This window comes from Mesorhizobium neociceri (assembly GCF_013520985.1).
GTDB lineage: Bacteria > Pseudomonadota > Alphaproteobacteria > Rhizobiales > Rhizobiaceae > Mesorhizobium > Mesorhizobium neociceri.
Genome location: NZ_JACDTY010000012.1, coordinates 132,896 through 147,125 on the forward strand (window position 1 = coordinate 132,896; position 14,230 = coordinate 147,125).

At 60.1% G+C, this 14,230-nt stretch carries 18 protein-coding genes; 10 read left to right on the top strand and 8 right to left on the bottom strand.

The window, feature by feature from the left end; translation table 11 throughout:
- Positions 1 to 17: 17 nt before the first annotated feature.
- A complete protein-coding gene (locus H0241_RS22870; RefSeq protein ID WP_181060103.1) occupies positions 18 to 437 on the top strand; it encodes an HD domain-containing protein in 420 nt (139 codons plus the stop codon).
- Positions 438 to 444: 7 nt separating this feature from the next.
- Here the strand turns inward: H0241_RS22870 and H0241_RS22875 are convergent, their stop codons facing one another.
- From H0241_RS22875 to H0241_RS22885, 3 genes are all read right to left on the bottom strand, one after another.
- Positions 445 to 855 (bottom strand): DUF427 domain-containing protein, encoded by a 411-nt coding sequence (locus tag H0241_RS22875; protein ID WP_181060104.1) that lies wholly within the window; start codon positions 853 to 855, stop codon positions 445 to 447.
- Between the two features lie 315 nt (positions 856 to 1,170).
- Positions 1,171 to 1,362: a DUF2934 domain-containing protein gene (locus H0241_RS22880; RefSeq protein WP_181060105.1), complete on the bottom strand. Its 192-nt coding sequence runs from the start codon at positions 1,360 to 1,362 to the stop codon at positions 1,171 to 1,173.
- A 578-nt stretch (positions 1,363 to 1,940) separates the two neighbouring features.
- Complete coding sequence (locus tag H0241_RS22885) at positions 1,941 to 2,237, bottom strand: hypothetical protein (RefSeq protein WP_181060106.1); 297 nt, start codon at positions 2,235 to 2,237, stop codon at positions 1,941 to 1,943.
- A gap of 186 nt (positions 2,238 to 2,423) precedes the next feature.
- On the opposite strand from H0241_RS22885, the gene H0241_RS22890 reads away from it, so the two are divergent.
- On the top strand, positions 2,424 to 3,320 hold the full coding sequence (locus tag H0241_RS22890) for an ankyrin repeat domain-containing protein (RefSeq protein WP_181060107.1): 897 nt from the start codon (positions 2,424 to 2,426) through the stop codon (positions 3,318 to 3,320).
- A gap of 31 nt (positions 3,321 to 3,351) precedes the next feature.
- Here the strand turns inward: H0241_RS22890 and H0241_RS22895 are convergent, their stop codons facing one another.
- The 3 genes from H0241_RS22895 to H0241_RS22905 all read right to left on the bottom strand — a co-directional run bounded on the left by H0241_RS22895 (position 3,352) and on the right by H0241_RS22905 (position 4,583).
- Positions 3,352 to 3,543, bottom strand: coding sequence for a hypothetical protein (locus tag H0241_RS22895; protein ID WP_181060108.1), 192 nt, complete (start codon positions 3,541 to 3,543; stop codon positions 3,352 to 3,354).
- A gap of 418 nt (positions 3,544 to 3,961) precedes the next feature.
- Entirely contained in the window at positions 3,962 to 4,165 is a 204-nt protein-coding gene (locus tag H0241_RS22900; protein ID WP_181060109.1) for a DUF768 domain-containing protein, read from the bottom strand.
- Positions 4,166 to 4,271: 106 nt separating this feature from the next.
- Complete coding sequence (locus H0241_RS22905) at positions 4,272 to 4,583, bottom strand: ATP-dependent DNA ligase (protein WP_235984421.1); 312 nt, start codon at positions 4,581 to 4,583, stop codon at positions 4,272 to 4,274.
- A gap of 171 nt (positions 4,584 to 4,754) precedes the next feature.
- On the opposite strand from H0241_RS22905, the gene H0241_RS22910 reads away from it, so the two are divergent.
- Complete coding sequence (locus H0241_RS22910) at positions 4,755 to 5,075, top strand: helix-turn-helix domain-containing protein (RefSeq protein ID WP_235984422.1); 321 nt, start codon at positions 4,755 to 4,757, stop codon at positions 5,073 to 5,075.
- An 83-nt stretch (positions 5,076 to 5,158) separates the two neighbouring features.
- On the opposite strand, the gene H0241_RS22915 is transcribed toward H0241_RS22910, so the two are convergent.
- Positions 5,159 to 5,473: a hypothetical protein gene (locus tag H0241_RS22915; RefSeq protein WP_181060110.1), complete on the bottom strand. Its 315-nt coding sequence runs from the start codon at positions 5,471 to 5,473 to the stop codon at positions 5,159 to 5,161.
- A gap of 664 nt (positions 5,474 to 6,137) precedes the next feature.
- The gene (locus H0241_RS22920) at positions 6,138 to 7,061 is read right to left on the bottom strand and encodes a hypothetical protein (protein WP_181060111.1); all 924 of its coding nucleotides are present in this window, start codon (positions 7,059 to 7,061) and stop codon (positions 6,138 to 6,140) included.
- Between the two features lie 243 nt (positions 7,062 to 7,304).
- Here H0241_RS22920 and H0241_RS22925 point away from each other — a divergent pair, with 243 nt between their 5' ends.
- The 7 genes from H0241_RS22925 to H0241_RS22955 all read left to right on the top strand — a co-directional run bounded on the left by H0241_RS22925 (position 7,305) and on the right by H0241_RS22955 (position 13,883).
- Complete coding sequence (locus tag H0241_RS22925; RefSeq protein WP_181060112.1) at positions 7,305 to 7,598, top strand: helix-turn-helix domain-containing protein; 294 nt, start codon at positions 7,305 to 7,307, stop codon at positions 7,596 to 7,598.
- Between the two features lie 72 nt (positions 7,599 to 7,670).
- The gene (locus tag H0241_RS22930; RefSeq protein ID WP_181060113.1) at positions 7,671 to 7,973 is read left to right on the top strand and encodes a hypothetical protein; all 303 of its coding nucleotides are present in this window, start codon (positions 7,671 to 7,673) and stop codon (positions 7,971 to 7,973) included.
- A 1,274-nt stretch (positions 7,974 to 9,247) separates the two neighbouring features.
- Positions 9,248 to 10,081 (top strand): tyrosine-type recombinase/integrase, encoded by an 834-nt coding sequence (locus tag H0241_RS22935; protein ID WP_181060114.1) that lies wholly within the window; start codon positions 9,248 to 9,250, stop codon positions 10,079 to 10,081.
- 233 nt (positions 10,082 to 10,314) lie between these two features.
- On the top strand, positions 10,315 to 10,488 hold the full coding sequence (locus H0241_RS22940) for a hypothetical protein (RefSeq protein ID WP_181060115.1): 174 nt from the start codon (positions 10,315 to 10,317) through the stop codon (positions 10,486 to 10,488).
- Entirely contained in the window at positions 10,469 to 12,520 is a 2,052-nt protein-coding gene (locus H0241_RS22945) for a recombinase family protein (RefSeq protein WP_181060116.1), read from the top strand. Before H0241_RS22940 ends, H0241_RS22945 begins: the two co-directional genes overlap by 20 nt.
- Entirely contained in the window at positions 12,507 to 12,677 is a 171-nt protein-coding gene (locus H0241_RS22950; RefSeq protein WP_235984423.1) for a hypothetical protein, read from the top strand. The genes H0241_RS22945 and H0241_RS22950 overlap by 14 nt, the downstream gene beginning before the upstream one ends.
- Positions 12,678 to 12,689: 12 nt before the next feature.
- Positions 12,690 to 13,883: an IS91 family transposase gene (locus tag H0241_RS22955; protein WP_181060117.1), complete on the top strand. Its 1,194-nt coding sequence runs from the start codon at positions 12,690 to 12,692 to the stop codon at positions 13,881 to 13,883.
- Positions 13,884 to 14,230 lie beyond the last annotated feature (347 nt).

Here is a 14,230-nt window from a genome sequence, read left to right on the forward strand (position 1 = left end):
AATCGGAAGGGAGGCGGATGAGTATTTTCTATCGGGCCGCAAAGATAGCCGAAGAGGTTCACGCAGGCCAGCACGACAAGACCGGGCGGCCCTTTGTCGAGCATTGCCGTCGTGTCGCCGATGCTGTCGAAACCATTGACCAGAAGTCCGTCGCCTATCTTCACGATGTGCTCGAAAAGGGCGAAGGCTGGAACCGAGCCAGGCTTGAGGATGCCGGCTTCAGCACGGCAATTGCTTCAGCCGTCGATGCCATGTCGCGCCGGGATGGCGAGGATTATTTCGCCTTCGTGCGGCGGGCTGCATCGAACAAACTGGCGCTGCCGGTGAAGCGCGCCGACCTGGAAGACAATATCTGGCAGTCGCGGCAGATCGGGGCATCGGCGACCAAATACGAAGAGGGCTTGCGCATCCTCGATGAGGAATTCCCGCGCGAGTAGCTCGGCCCTACTCGATCACGTGGGGCGTGTGCCGCTTGTCCTCTGCGGGTTCGACGTCAATGCGCGCCTTTGCAGGATCGAAAGCGCCGTGGCGCGCAATAGCCCGCGCCGCGCTATTCGGCGTCTCGTAGGCCCACATAAAATCGTCGGCCGAACTTCCGACGGCGTGGACGCGCCAATAGCTCGCCGTGCCCTTCAGCGGGGATTTGGTTACCGTGTTCGTCTTTTCGAAAAGTTCGAAATAGATATCCTCGAAGGGGATATAGAGCACGGGATCATGCCCTTCTTCCCGAAGCACCTTTGCCCGTTCGGTGGCCGCGACTATGGCGTCGGAGAACCGCACCGTCACCGTGCCGTCGAACGGCTCTATCGCGAGTTGGCGATGGCGAAGATCTGAAGTTGCCGCTGACGTTTGCATTTCGAATGCTCCTTGCTGATTACGAAAACCGCTCGTCGATCCGATCTGTCGAGACCGCGGTTATTTGCGTTGAGGCGGCGCAACTGGTTGATCGCCGCCGGTCGTGGATTTCGGCCTGACGTCTTGCTCCAGGGGCGGGTTCTTGTTGACCGTGTCGGTATTGGCTTTTGTCGGCTGGGTGCTGTTGTCGCACGCAGCGAGCGCAAGACCCGCAGCCAGGATCAGACACGATGGAACTCTCATCATCGAAGCCTCCTCTGCTTGCTGTTCCACAAACGAGGCGCCGGTATTTTGGTTGCCTGGCGCGATCAGCCTTCAACCATTCGAGCCCTTGGAGGCGCCGCCGCCGGATTCGGGTGGGACCGCCGTGCGCTTGGCTTCCGGACCTTCAGCCTCTATTTCCTGTACGGCCTGGTCCCAGTGTTCCTGGTCGCGTCCAGCCGGATGGCCTTCGCGCTCCCAGATCTCATAGGCTCGCTGTTTGATGCGCTCTTCCTTGCTTGGCATGGCTCGATCCTCCGATCCTCCTCTCCCAATTCCGGACGATATTTTTTGTTCCTCCGGGGCTCGCCGCTTGGCACCGCGATCTCGGGCAACGCAGGATGAATTATTGATCGTCAATTTCCGTAGGGCGCAGGTTTATGCTCCTGAACCGCATCAATGGGCCTTGGCAGATCACAAGACGTCGTCAGCAATGGCAAACGATGCACAGACGGCATCGCGCAACTCGGATGACGAGCCCGGCTGAGTGTGAAAGACCAATGGCGCGGGACGTTCCCGATTTCCGAATTGCCGAAATGGCTAGAGTTCTATCGCCAGCAGCGAGTTCGATATCCCGCTTACGCCTCCTCCTATGACAGCGATGTTAAGGCCCTCGAAGCACTCGCCGCCGATTTGGATAAAAGGCAGCCCGCTGCCGGGGGCAGCAGCGGGCCTTGTACACAGGATGGCCGGTAAGCCAATGGGGGTTTACAAAGACGCCGGCCAGCACAACAAACGGCGATTGGTCGGTGTTCGTTCCGCCCTCCCACCGGATGGTTATTTCCGTACACTTCATCGCCGCCTCGGCTCCGGCGCTCCTCGCGCTATCGGCTCGCCTCTGTGTGTGGTGCAAAGAAGCAGCGGATAGTCAAATGCGGTGGGGACGTGCAGATGTGATATTGGCTGTCCTCGCTCTCGATGACGCGGTTCTTGGGGATGAAATATCGGGTTTTGGACCCCGTGCGGATATTAAAACCGCCGCCGGGCAGCGGCTCGACATATCGAGGGCTGATGACCCGACAATCTTTTTTATCGTCGCAGCATTCATAGCCGGTAACCGGATCGTGGTAGCCGGTATACCAGCTGTGAGCGATGGCGAGCGCGATCAAAAAGAACTTCATGTTTCAGAAACTTTGCGCCTCCGGACGAATATTAGCAAACGCTTGACTAAAGGCGGGCCTCGCGCGGGGGAACCGTTTCCATTCCGTTAGCAGTTGCTGAAATACCTTGCCGCGATTAAGCATTCGCACTAGCCTCATACGTTCTCGCAGCGTGCCACGTCCTCCGGTTTGACACAGGGGTGCCGAATGCGCGACGTTTTGCTTTTCATCCTAGTAGTGCTTTTACACTTTCCAAATGTATCGCACGCCTCCGCCATCCACGACGCCGCCACGAAGGGCGATGTCGCGGCGATTACGGCAGCGCTCGACGCTGGTGCCGCCGTCGATCAGAGCGACGGGCGCACGACACCACTCTATCTTGCGGTCAAGGGCGGTCATTTTGCGGCGGCAAAACTGCTCATTGAACGGGGTGCCGACGTTAACGCCGCCCCGGAGCCGCTCTTGGGTCCTGTCCTCATGCTGGCTTTGGCAAAACGGAGGATCGATTTGATCAAACTGCTGCTGGACGCGGGCGCAAATCCTAATGCGCAGCGCGGCCGCGAGGCCGTCCTCCACATTGCCGTCCGATCCGCGTGCCTCGATTGCGTTAAGGCACTGGTCGAGGCCGGCGCCGATGTGAATGCGAAGACAAAGGACGGCAAGACACCGCTCCATCTGGCAAAATTCAAGGGGCAACGCGAAGTTGCCGACTATCTCATGTCGCACGGCGTCGTCTTGCCAACACCAGCCCCGATCTCAATGAAATTGGCTTCTGCCGATGTTGAGAAAGGCCGAACCTACTTCACCCATGTTTGTCACGGTTGCCACAATGCCGAGGCACAGGGAGGGACCAAGACGGGACCCAACTTGTGGGGCGTCGTCGGCCGCGACAAGGCATCCATGGCAAATATGCGTTACTCCGACACCTTGCTGGGCTGGGAGGGTGTATGGACGTACGAGGACCTGAACAGATATCTCTTCGGGCCCATGCTCACCACGCCGGGCGTTAAGATGGAGACCCCTGGTGTTCCGGACGAGACTGAACGGGTCAACCTGATCGCCTACTTGCGCACGCTCAGCGACAAGCCGATCCCGCTGCCCTGAACCCCTCGTCCGAAGCGCGGCCGCCTGTGGCCTAGATAGTGCCAGTCCGAATGATCCATTCCAGCAAGTAGGGATCGACGTCATCGCTATCTGTATAGTCGCGGATCAAAAGCGCAGCCTCATCACGCCATCGGTCCTCTGGGATGTTCTTTTCGATGACGGATTTTACGAAGGCGCCGCGCAGGACATCGCAGTCGGAAGCCGTTATACTCGGCTGGGTCATGATGCCAACCTCCCATCACGGGCGGAAGCTCAACGAACTCCCAAGCACCGATGCCCATACGTCGCCGGTGACCCTTGGGGATCTAATGCGCCCAGAGGTGGCTTCAATCAGGATTCAATGTACGTTCTTAACCAATCGTTGCGGCTCGTTCAGAGGGCGCTAATTTTCCCCAAGCGGGTCCCGTATACCGCAGTGGCCGGCGCGGGTTTCACTGTTGTCTCACCGGGCAATACCGCGTCGGCCATTTCAGCGGTCCTTCTCGCGAGTATCATCCATCGGTTCCACAGAAACCCGCCGCCCCATTCACGGCAGCGGCGGGTCGATCTAGCCTTTGAGCCAGACCTGCGGCAAGCGAAAGTGAGGGACTGCGCCTGCCGCAAGCACAAACCTTGTCGATCACTTACGTTCCGGAGTGACCCTATTCGCGCAACTCCTGCATGAGGACTTGGAACATCGTGCCGATCTCTTCATCGATCTCTTGGCCCGGAATGCCTTGGGTTTGCGCTGCCTGTTTTGCTTCCACAGCCATATCGATCACCATCAGCACAGGGTCGCTGATCGGATCGTCCTGCAGATGATCCGATATCCAATGATAGAGAAAATCGCTTCCCCGCTTGCTCATTCTTCCCTGAAATCCTGCAGCGAGGCGTGGCGCAGATCTTCTTCGCCGCACAAGTGCTTCACACGACCTACCAGGCCGGGCTTCACCCACTGCGTCGCCGGCCGCTTCATGCCCTTAGGCGCCGGCCCGGCGTGTTCCTGGACCCGCTTCCACAATCGGTCTCGGATCGCACCCGCGCGAGTTGATGAAGGCCGAGCCGACATACTGCCCGGTTGCTCGATCTGCCATCAGGGCGAAGGCCGGCTCGCCCCCCCGCGGCCTTTGCGAGTTCGCGGTACTTCGACGTCCAGTCGAGCCCGCGGCGCGTGAAGATGCCCACACCGCCGGCATCCCGCACGATCTGCGACCGGTAGCCGTCGAACTTCACTTCGTGAATCCAGCCATCGCCCTCCGGCGGTTTCACAACCAGGGTGGGCATCAGCGGCTGAATAAACGACAGCCGGTCCCGGCCGCAGGCTTACGCATCGGAACCCCACGCAACATCGAATTTGATTCAATATCGCACTGTTTCGGTTCCGTTAGCTATCTCTTGTATAAGCGAGATGGAACGTTCGTTGACAGCAGCTGTTCTCTGTGAGGAGGAACGGTCATGGTCGACGATATTATGAACCATAGCGTCGGCCACCGCGGTCGCAAAGCGCGAGGCGAAAGCGCTGTGATGACACCAGAGCTGTCGCGGGCGGCACGGGCGCTATTGAACTGGTCTCAGGTGCGGCTCGCTTCCAAGTGCGGTTTTAGCGAAGGGACAATACGCGACTTTGAAAACGGGCTTAGGATCCTGCGTCCCACGAAGCTGGCCGCCCTACTTCATGCGTTTGAGTTGGCTGGCGTAGTATTTACCGCCGGAGGGCCGTCCCGAACTAACCTCTCTGAAGGCGAACCTGGTGTCATCGGCTCCAATGAGATGTAGCACCCGCGCCATGGCGAAGGACAAAGGACCGATGACGCGCGCCGACTGATCGACGGCCCGCATTTGTGCCCTCTTCGGCCGGCTTAGCAATCTTCCGTGGTCGTTTTCATCTGGCCAGGAGCAGCCGACTTGGCGTCAGTATCCTGCTGGCCGGGCGCGGATTGTTTGGCGCTACCAGTCTGTTGACCCGGTGCGCAGTTCTTGGCCGAGTTCGAGTTCGTGCCGCTCGTGGTGGTCGAGTCCGTTCCCTGATCAGTCGCACCGCTCGGCATCGTCGTGGTTGTCGTTGTCGATGATCCGCCTGTCGTTGTTGAGGATCCACCTGTGGTGGTCGATTGTGCAAAGGCGAACCCCGTTGACAAAGCCGCAATGGCTGCGGCGAAAAGAAGTCCTTTCATAACCAACTCCATATTTGAACGTCCCTTCGGTCAGCTAACATCGCAGCGAAACGACGGTTCCAAAAAATAATGGCGGGTTAGGCGAGCCACAGCGCGTTACCACCGGCCGAGAGTCACCCGTCGACAGAAGCCAGCCTAGCGTTTGCCGAAAGTTGGCTTCCAATCGCGATTGCGAGCCCTGTTGAGGCCCTCATAATCGGGAATGCAGGTGAAAAACACCGGCCGGCGGTGGCGGCCGGCGGCCTTGCAAGCGGAACGGCCGAACGGCCGAACAGCTCGAACAGATCCCAATGCATGGAACCATGATCCGGGCCGAGCCGGTCAATCAATGCCTGGACATCGAGCTTGGTCGACCGGCAACACATCGGATGCCCGCAGTTGACATAGATGGATTCGCGGTCAGGGTATTGGCGAGGGTGTGGGGCATGGCGATCTCCGTTGCAGGGTCGCCGCAACGGGAGGATTATATTCCTGATCTCGAAGGCGCTGGCAAGCCAATGTTGGCGCGACTGGAAAGTGTATCGTTTTACACAATTTCCAATTGCTGGACTCGCGCGATGCGTCGGTAGTTTAATTCTTGCATCGAGCCAAGAGGGGAAGGGTCGGGAACTGGGAGGAACTAGACAATGGATTTCGAATTCGACATCCGCCATTCATCTGACGATCAGCCGTACGAAATCACCTCTTTCGCCCAAAAGTACGGCCTTACGATCCCAATTGCGGACGCCGTGCTTTTCGCCAAAGGACCGTCGCGGACGGCATGCGACGCTGCCGCATTGGCTTTCCTCTGCGCTATTGCCGCACAAGCCAAGAGACAGAGGGCGCAATAGGCCTGCCAAGCGCCCGGGTTTCCTACGCCGACGAAGCCTCTCGCGCGTCCTGACGCTCGCCTGTGGCCAGCGCCATGGACCGCGATAGGCCTTCCTGCTTCCACCCATGGCCCAAAATGACCACGCGGCAACGTGGTCTTGTTGTGGAGCAGCCAGCGCCCGATGGCGAGCTTCTGATCCATCGACAGGTGGCCGCGGGGAATTGCTCGGGTGTCGGCCGGCGCGGGATCTGCCAGAGGCGCGAGATTGCTCGGCGACATCAGTGCAAGGTAGGCCTTGTGCACTTCAGCCTGGAGCCCGGCAGGCAGCTTGCTGAATTGCCGAACGGTCATTCCGCATCCTACGGCCAGGACAGCGGTCTGCCGGTCATCACCGCGAAGGCGCCGTAGCCGATGCGCCTGCCATTGGTTCGGCAAGCGATAGGTGCCGACGCCCTCGATCTCGGTGAAAGGTGTTCGGGCTAACATGCCGCGCGCCTCGCGATTGCGGGGCCTGTGAGAAGCGCCAGCAGTGCGCCGGCCATCACGTCGGCTGTTGAAGCCCGGCAGCGCCTTGGCGGCTGCCCTGAGCCTGCCCAGGTCTATCTCATCCATGGCCAGGAAGAGATTGGCGTTGAGTTCCACCTCGCCTGTCAGGAGCACCGCCGAGACAGCCTGCAGGGTCGCAGCATGAAGGTCGTGGCCGTTGCCAGTGGAGTTGATGAGTTTGAGCAAAACGGCCAGGTGCTGCTCGCCATGCCGGCGCCCGATCGCGCGCACCGTCGGCTTGCAATAGCAGTGCTCCGGCTTGCGGCCGCTCGACCGATTATCGGCGCTGTCGTGAAGCTTGACCCATGCGGGCTATGGCGTGGATATCGCAGGAATGAACCGTCCTTGCCAGCATGACGCGCCCTCGTCGACGTGGCGGATATTGCATAAGTCGTGACTTATAGGCAAGGCTAGGCCTCCGATCATCGCAGATAGTCGAGGGAACATATTAGCCATATCGAATGTTCAAATCTTATGGACAGCCGAAACCTACTCTCAGCAGATCAATCAAGAGCAGCACGCGCCCTACTGAACTGGTCGCGAGTGCGCCTTGCCGCAAAGGCCAATCTTAGCGAAATGACGATCAGCGATTTTGAGAACGGCTATAGGGAACCGCGTCCCCACAACATCGCGGCCATGCGCCATGCGTTTGAGGACGCCGGAATTATCTTCACCTTGGAAGGCACTCCATCACTAGCCCGCCCTGAAGGTGATAGCGGTCTCGCCACCGACAATAGAATGTGGCGCCGCCGGCAGAGAAAAGCATAAGGATAAAGCCCCTTGAAAGCCGTATATTAGCAACCCCTTGACGAACCGTTGGACCGCGCCAGAATCCTATCCATGGCTCGGGAAATCAACATCGGCGACAAGGTGGCAATCGTTGCCATTGTGGGCAAACGCATCGAGGAGCGCGTGGCGCTCCATATCCCCACCGCCAATTTCCCCTATTCGATCATCGACGCCGAGGCCAAGCCAGGGGACAAGATGAGATTCGAGGGTGAGGTCGTGCACGTTGACGACGATCTAGGCCGGGTCACGGTACAGGCGCTCGGCCGCGTCACGGTCGACGCCGAGACGGTCCATTTGGTAAGGAAGTTCCGCCGGTCGAAACGCACGACGCCCCTGCGTGACAAGGTGGAATGACTATCGGCCCAGCACGTTCCGGCTATCGATTTGGGTGATCCTTCGCCATAACGTCGAAAAGCAGAAGGCACGCCACCAGCGACACACGTACGACTGTCAAATACGCGTATTCCCGCTGATGAGCGGCCCGAGCGCTGCGGCGGCCTTCTCACTAGTCGCCCACGGTCTGCTTCCGCGCAACGGCAAGCTGATCGCAACGGCCGACATGCGGCACAATATCAAAATCCAGCCCCAAAACTGGATAATGACGTTCCAGGAATGTGTGGCCCTCGGCGGACCCGACGCCGCTGACCAATCGCCGAGACCTGGGCTCGGGACGGCTCGACCGGCAAAGGCCGCATCTGAAGGGACAATTAGCTCAACTACCGTGTCACGAGCTTCGCCCGCGTCCACAAATGGCCTTGGCCGATGCCGGAACATGCTAAAGTACCGTCAGCGTGAAAACGTTATCCCCGGGCGATTTTCTTTATATATTTCAAAATGTTGGCCTGAAAAAAGTACCGTCATGTCCGAAAAATCCGTGACGGTACTTTTCTCGGACGTTGAGCCGCGTATGAAAAGTGCCGTCAAAAGTACCGTCAAATAAATCTGCCAGCCTTCACGTCCAGCGTGGCCCTGGTTTGGAGGTGTCAAAAAAATCAGTGACTTAAGTAGTCGATGGCTTCAGTTGATGATGTAGGTCCGATTGTAAATGAGATGAACCGCAAATCGTTGTTTTTTCTGCGAAAAACTACGCCGGACTACGCTAACCCTCATTCCCACTCAATGATCAACGAGAATAATAAGCTATTGATTTTTCTCGGCTCTGTTTGTTACCTTATTCCACAATACCGTCCCAAATACCGTCCGTTTCGCACGCTGTTGAAAAGGCTACAACAATGTAGTCGCTGTCGCGGCATGCACACTTTCGACTGCATCATTTCCGTCAGCGCCTTTCCGGCGCCACACCGAGGGATTATGCGCATCAAGCAGCGGATCCAGCGGACTTGGTGTGCAAAACCGGAGACAGGACAGGGTGCCATTTGATTTGGTAATGCATCGCTTGCCCTTTGGTCCACCAGCAATGGCGGACTTCACCAATCTGACCATATACGAATCCAGACCATTGGTCGCAAGTTCGCTAATGACCGCGCTGGGGCCGATGGACTAAGCCGCTCGCGCGGCAATGGCGCTTGTAACAGGCGGTGCGCCTACTGATCGACCGTGGTTTTTTGTGACTCGGGGTTCCTGGCCTGACGATTGGGGTGTTCTCAATCATCAGACAGGAGGTTCCCGTGACGGAGGAAAGGACCACTCCACTGCGCGCGCGCATGATCGAAGACATGCGCATCCGTGGAATGGGCGACAAAGCCCAGGAGGCCCATATCCGGGCCATCAAAGACTTCGCCGGGTTTCTGAGGCGATCACCAGACACCGCGACACCCGACGACCTGCGCGCCTATCAGTTGCACATGACGAATGCCGGGGTGACGCCCTCGATGTTCAACGCCCGGATCGTCGCGCTGCGGTTTTTCTTCGGCGTCACCTGCGGGCGCGAAGAGATGAAGCGGCATATGCAGTTCCAGCGCAACCCGCGGAAGCTGCCTGTCGTCTTGAGCGTCGAGGAGATCGCCGAGCTGATGGCCGCGGTTCCCGGGCCCGGGCTGAAGTATCGCGCGGCGCTTGGCATCAGCTACGGTGCTGGCTTGCGGGCGTCAGAGGTCTGCAACCTCAGGGTCACCGATATCGACAGCGATCGCATGTTGATCCACGTCGAAGAGGGCAAGGGCGGCAAGGATCGCAAGGCCATGCTGTCGCCAGCCTTGTTGGATCTGCTGCGCGAGTACTGGCGCGAGGCGCGTCCGCAGGGATGGCTGTTTCCGGGCAAGCCGAAGATCAATCCGATCTCGCCGCGCCAGCTCAATCGGGCCTTCACCTCGGCCAGGCATACGGCGGGCATCGCCAAGCCGGCTACGTTGCACACCTTGCGCCACTCCTTCGCCACGCATCTCCTGGAGGCAAACACCGATGTGCGGGTGATTCAGGTTCTGCTCAAAACAACGACAAACTGCCCGCCAACAGCCCGAGGAAGGGCGGATTTACTATCCATTTCATCCGCGCTGCGGTGAGACGGTGCTCATTCTGAGGCGCTATGCCTACCGTGGAACCGAGTTGGTGGTCATTCCTCAGCCTGACGGCTCCCTTGCCTCCATACCGGCGTGGATGACGCGCGAGGCGGCGACACACGTCAAGCTATCGGCTGAGCCGCGGTTTTCCCTTGGGGCCTTGCAATTTCTGCGCGCCGAGATCGATGCGCTTTTAGGATTTCTCCAGTCCGACTCAACGACGGAGAAAGACCCGAATGAAGCGCCAATTCGAAAGCCCCCAACCAAGCCTGTTCGAAGTGGGCGAGCCAAGCGTTGTGCTGACACTCGCCCAGAAGACCGAGTTAGCGATGCTGGTGGAGACCCTGCTGCGCGAGATCGCGATGGCACTGGCAAACGGGGAGATCGCAAATGACCAAGATCACGGCTGAGCATCTTGCGCGCAGCGCCTTCGTCTATGTCCGTCAGTCGACGGCCGATCAGCTTACGCACAATCAGGAGAGCCGGCGCCGGCAATACGGGCTCGCCGATCGCGCTCGGCAGTTCGGCTGGGCCACAATCGAAGTCATCGACGATGATCTCGGCCGCTCGGGCGGCGGCATCAATCGACCAGGTTTCGAGCGGCTCCTGGGGGCGATCTGCGAAGGGCATGCCGGCGCTGTGTTCGCGATCGAGGCCTCTCGGTTGGCGCGCAACGGCCGCGACTGGCATACGCTGATCGAGTTCTGTGGATTGGTCGGGACCGTCATCGTCGACGAGGACGGAATCTACGATCCTCGCCATCCCAATGATCGGCTATTGCTTGGCATGAAAGGCACGATGAGCGAGCTCGAGTTGTCGCTGTTCCGTCAGCGCTCGCAGGAGGCACTGAAGCAGAAAGCCCGCCGGGGCGCGCTGTTCCTCGGTGTCGCCGCCGGCTATGTGAAGACCGGGCGCGAGCGGATCGAAAAGGACCCAGACCAGCGCGTGCAGGACGCGTTGAGGCTGGTGTTCGCGAAGTTTGCCGAGCTGCAGAGCGTGCGGCAGGTCCATGTGTGGCTAAGAGACGAAGGCGTCGCATTGCCCGTTAAGTCGCATGATTTAGAGGGGCGCCTCATCGCCTGGAAGCTGCCGCTCTACAATACTGTGCACAACGTTCTGACCAACCCCGTCTATGCGGGTGCCTATGCTTTCGGGCGCACGACAAGCAAGGTCGTCATTGAGGAGGGCCGCAAGCGCGTGCGGCGCGGGCTGCGGCGTCCTCAGATGGAATGGGACGTCCTGCTTAAGGACCAGCACGAAGGCTACATCACGTGGAGCGAGTTCGAGAGCAACCAACAGGTGATTGCTAATAACGCGACCGGCAAAGGCAGCGCCACCGCCAGAGGAGCGGTGCGGCGCGGGGGATTGCTTCTTGCGGGGCTTCTGCGCTGCGGCCATTGCGGGCGCAAGATGTATGTCGCCTATGGCGGCAAGGCGGGGCGCTATCACTGCGAGGGTGCGCTCGTCAATCATGGCACCAAGCGGTGCATCTCGTTCGGCGGCTTCCGCGCCGATCAGGCCGTCGGCGCCGCAGTTCTTGGCGCCTTGAAGCCGCTCGGTGTCGACGCCGCAACCAAGGCGCTCGAGGCTCAAGCGAGCGAGACGTCGGCCGCCCAGCGGCAGCTCGAGCTGGCTCTGGAGCGCGCGCGTTACGAGGCAGCCCATGCGCGTCAGCAATACGATGCTGTCGACCCTGCCAATCGTCTGGTCGCTGGCGAGCTGGAGCGCCGCTGGAACAAGGCGCTTGAAGCCGTGCACCAGATCGATGGCGAGATTGCCGCACTCGAGGCGAGAACACCATCTCCGCTGGGAGAGAAGGAACGGGACCAGCTGATGCGGCTCGGCGCCGATCTGGATCTCGCCTGGTCACACCCGGCAGCAACATCTGCGACGCGTAAGAGGATTGTTCGTGCAGCCTTGAAGGAGATCGTCGTTCGCATCGAAGGTGGCGTCATCGAGTTGGTCCTGCATTGGCAGGGAGGGGACCACACGGCATTGAAGCTCAAGATAAACGCCGCCGGCAAGCATCGCTGGACAGTCCCCGCAGATACTTTGACGCTGGTCCGCGAGCTGGCGCGCCTAATGCCCGACCGCCAGATCGCGCGGCTCCTCAATCGCGCCGGTAAGCCGACCGGGCGAGGCAATGGCTGGACCCAGGCGCGGGTCTGTTCGTTCCGCAGCCATTACGGCATTGCCGTGCACCGCGCGAGCGAATGGGCTGAGCGAGACGAGATTACGCTTGAAGCGGCCGCGCAAATCATGGATGTGAGCGTGATGACGGCGCTGCGCATGGCCCGCCTCGGCATCATCACAGGGCGGCAAATTTGTTATGGCGCGCCTTGGGCGTTCAAGGCGGCGGATATCGCCGCCTATCGCATGCAGAGTGCCCCGCAGCGTCCGCTAACAGCCGATCCGGCTCAACAACGCTTTGATTTTCAATGACATAGAAAGTGAGCATTATGACTCGCGGCTGCTCGGCCACGCCAAACTGAGCACGACCGCCCGCTATGCCCATGTCGCCACCAAGACGATCCGCAACATTGTTAGCCCGTTCGAGCGCCTGAAGCAGTTGCAGGATCAGACCCTCAGGTTGGAGTGAGGCACGGGCCGGGTGTCCCGGCCAAAGCTGGAGATCGCTGACATCTTCCGCGCCCATGGGCCTGCGTGGCGGCAGGCCAATGCCGGGCATGTCAGTCTGAGCCAGCTCAAGGTCATGTCGGCGATCGAGGCCTGCCGGACCGAGGTGCTCGGCGGGCATGTGGCTGCCTGCGCCAAATGCGGCCACCAGCATATCGCCTACAATTCCTGCAAAAATAGGCACTGCCCGAAGTGCCAAGGACCGGCTGCGCGCGACTGGATGGCCGCCCGTGCCGAAGACCTGCTGCCGGTCGAGTATTTCCATGTTGTCTTCACCATCCCCGCACAGATCGCGCAGATCGCCTATTGGAACAAGAAGTCGGTCTATGACCTCCTGTTCCAGGCTTCCGCGCAGACGCTGACCACCATCGCCGCAAATCCGCGCCATCTTGGCGCCCGCATCGGCATGACCAGCGTGCTGCATACCTGGGGCTCGGCGCTCACCCATCACCCGCACGTCCACATCATCGTGCCCGGCGGTGGGCTGTCGCCGGATGGCACGCGCTGGATTGGCTGCCGACCCGGCTTCTTTCTGCCCGTGAAGGTTCTGTCTCGTCTGTTCCGGCGATTATTCCTGGAAGGGCTGATAGCTCTGCATCGCGCAGGTGAACTGAGCTTCTTCGGGGATCTGACAGGATTGACAGAGGCGGACGCCTTCGGCGCCTGGCTTGCCCCCTTCCGCAAATCCGAATGGGTGGTCTACACCAAGCCTCCCTTCGGCGGGCCCGAGTCCGTGCTAGCCTATCTCAGCCGCTACACCCATCGCGTGGCCATCTCGAACAGCCGCCTGATCAGCGCCGATGCTGAGACGGTCACCTTCCGCTGGAAGGACTACCGCATCAAGACTGGCAACCGGCAAAAGGTCATGCGACTCGCCACTGGTCAGTTCATCCGCCGTTTCCTGATCCACGTCCTGCCCGACGGATTCCACCGAATCCGCCATTACGGCCTGCTGGCCGGCGCGGGGCGCAAGGCCAATATCGCGAAGATCCGCACATTGCTTGGGGCGGAGACCGTCGTCCAGGATGAAGTGCCAAGCGCCGAGATCATCCCGCTCACGCTGAGAGAGCCATGCCCAGCCTGCGGCGGCCCCATGCGCATCATCGAGATCTTCCGCCGCGGCCAGAGGCCCAGATCCCGTGCGCCACCACGGGAGCAGGCAGCATGACGAACCGCCCCTCATATCGGCCAGGGCTGACCCGGAAAGACACGGCATTCCGGGAGGGCATCGGTTTGCACCACATAAGGCTGAGCACCGCAAAACGGTCGAAACCGTCAGGAAGGAGACCGTCAAATCTGCTGCCGATCAGGCCATCGCACGCTCTCAGGCCGGCCCGTTTGCTTCCGCCGTCAGCGCCGAACTCCTCAACACACACCCGCGGCCGCGCGCTTTCTCCATAGGTCCCGCGCGGCTCCCGCGGCTTCCTCCTTCGGCCGTTTGTCAACGCGGGCCGCCAATGCCAGCGGCAAACGTTGCGCTGCGGCCCGCATCGAAAAACCTCCACGGGAGAAGAC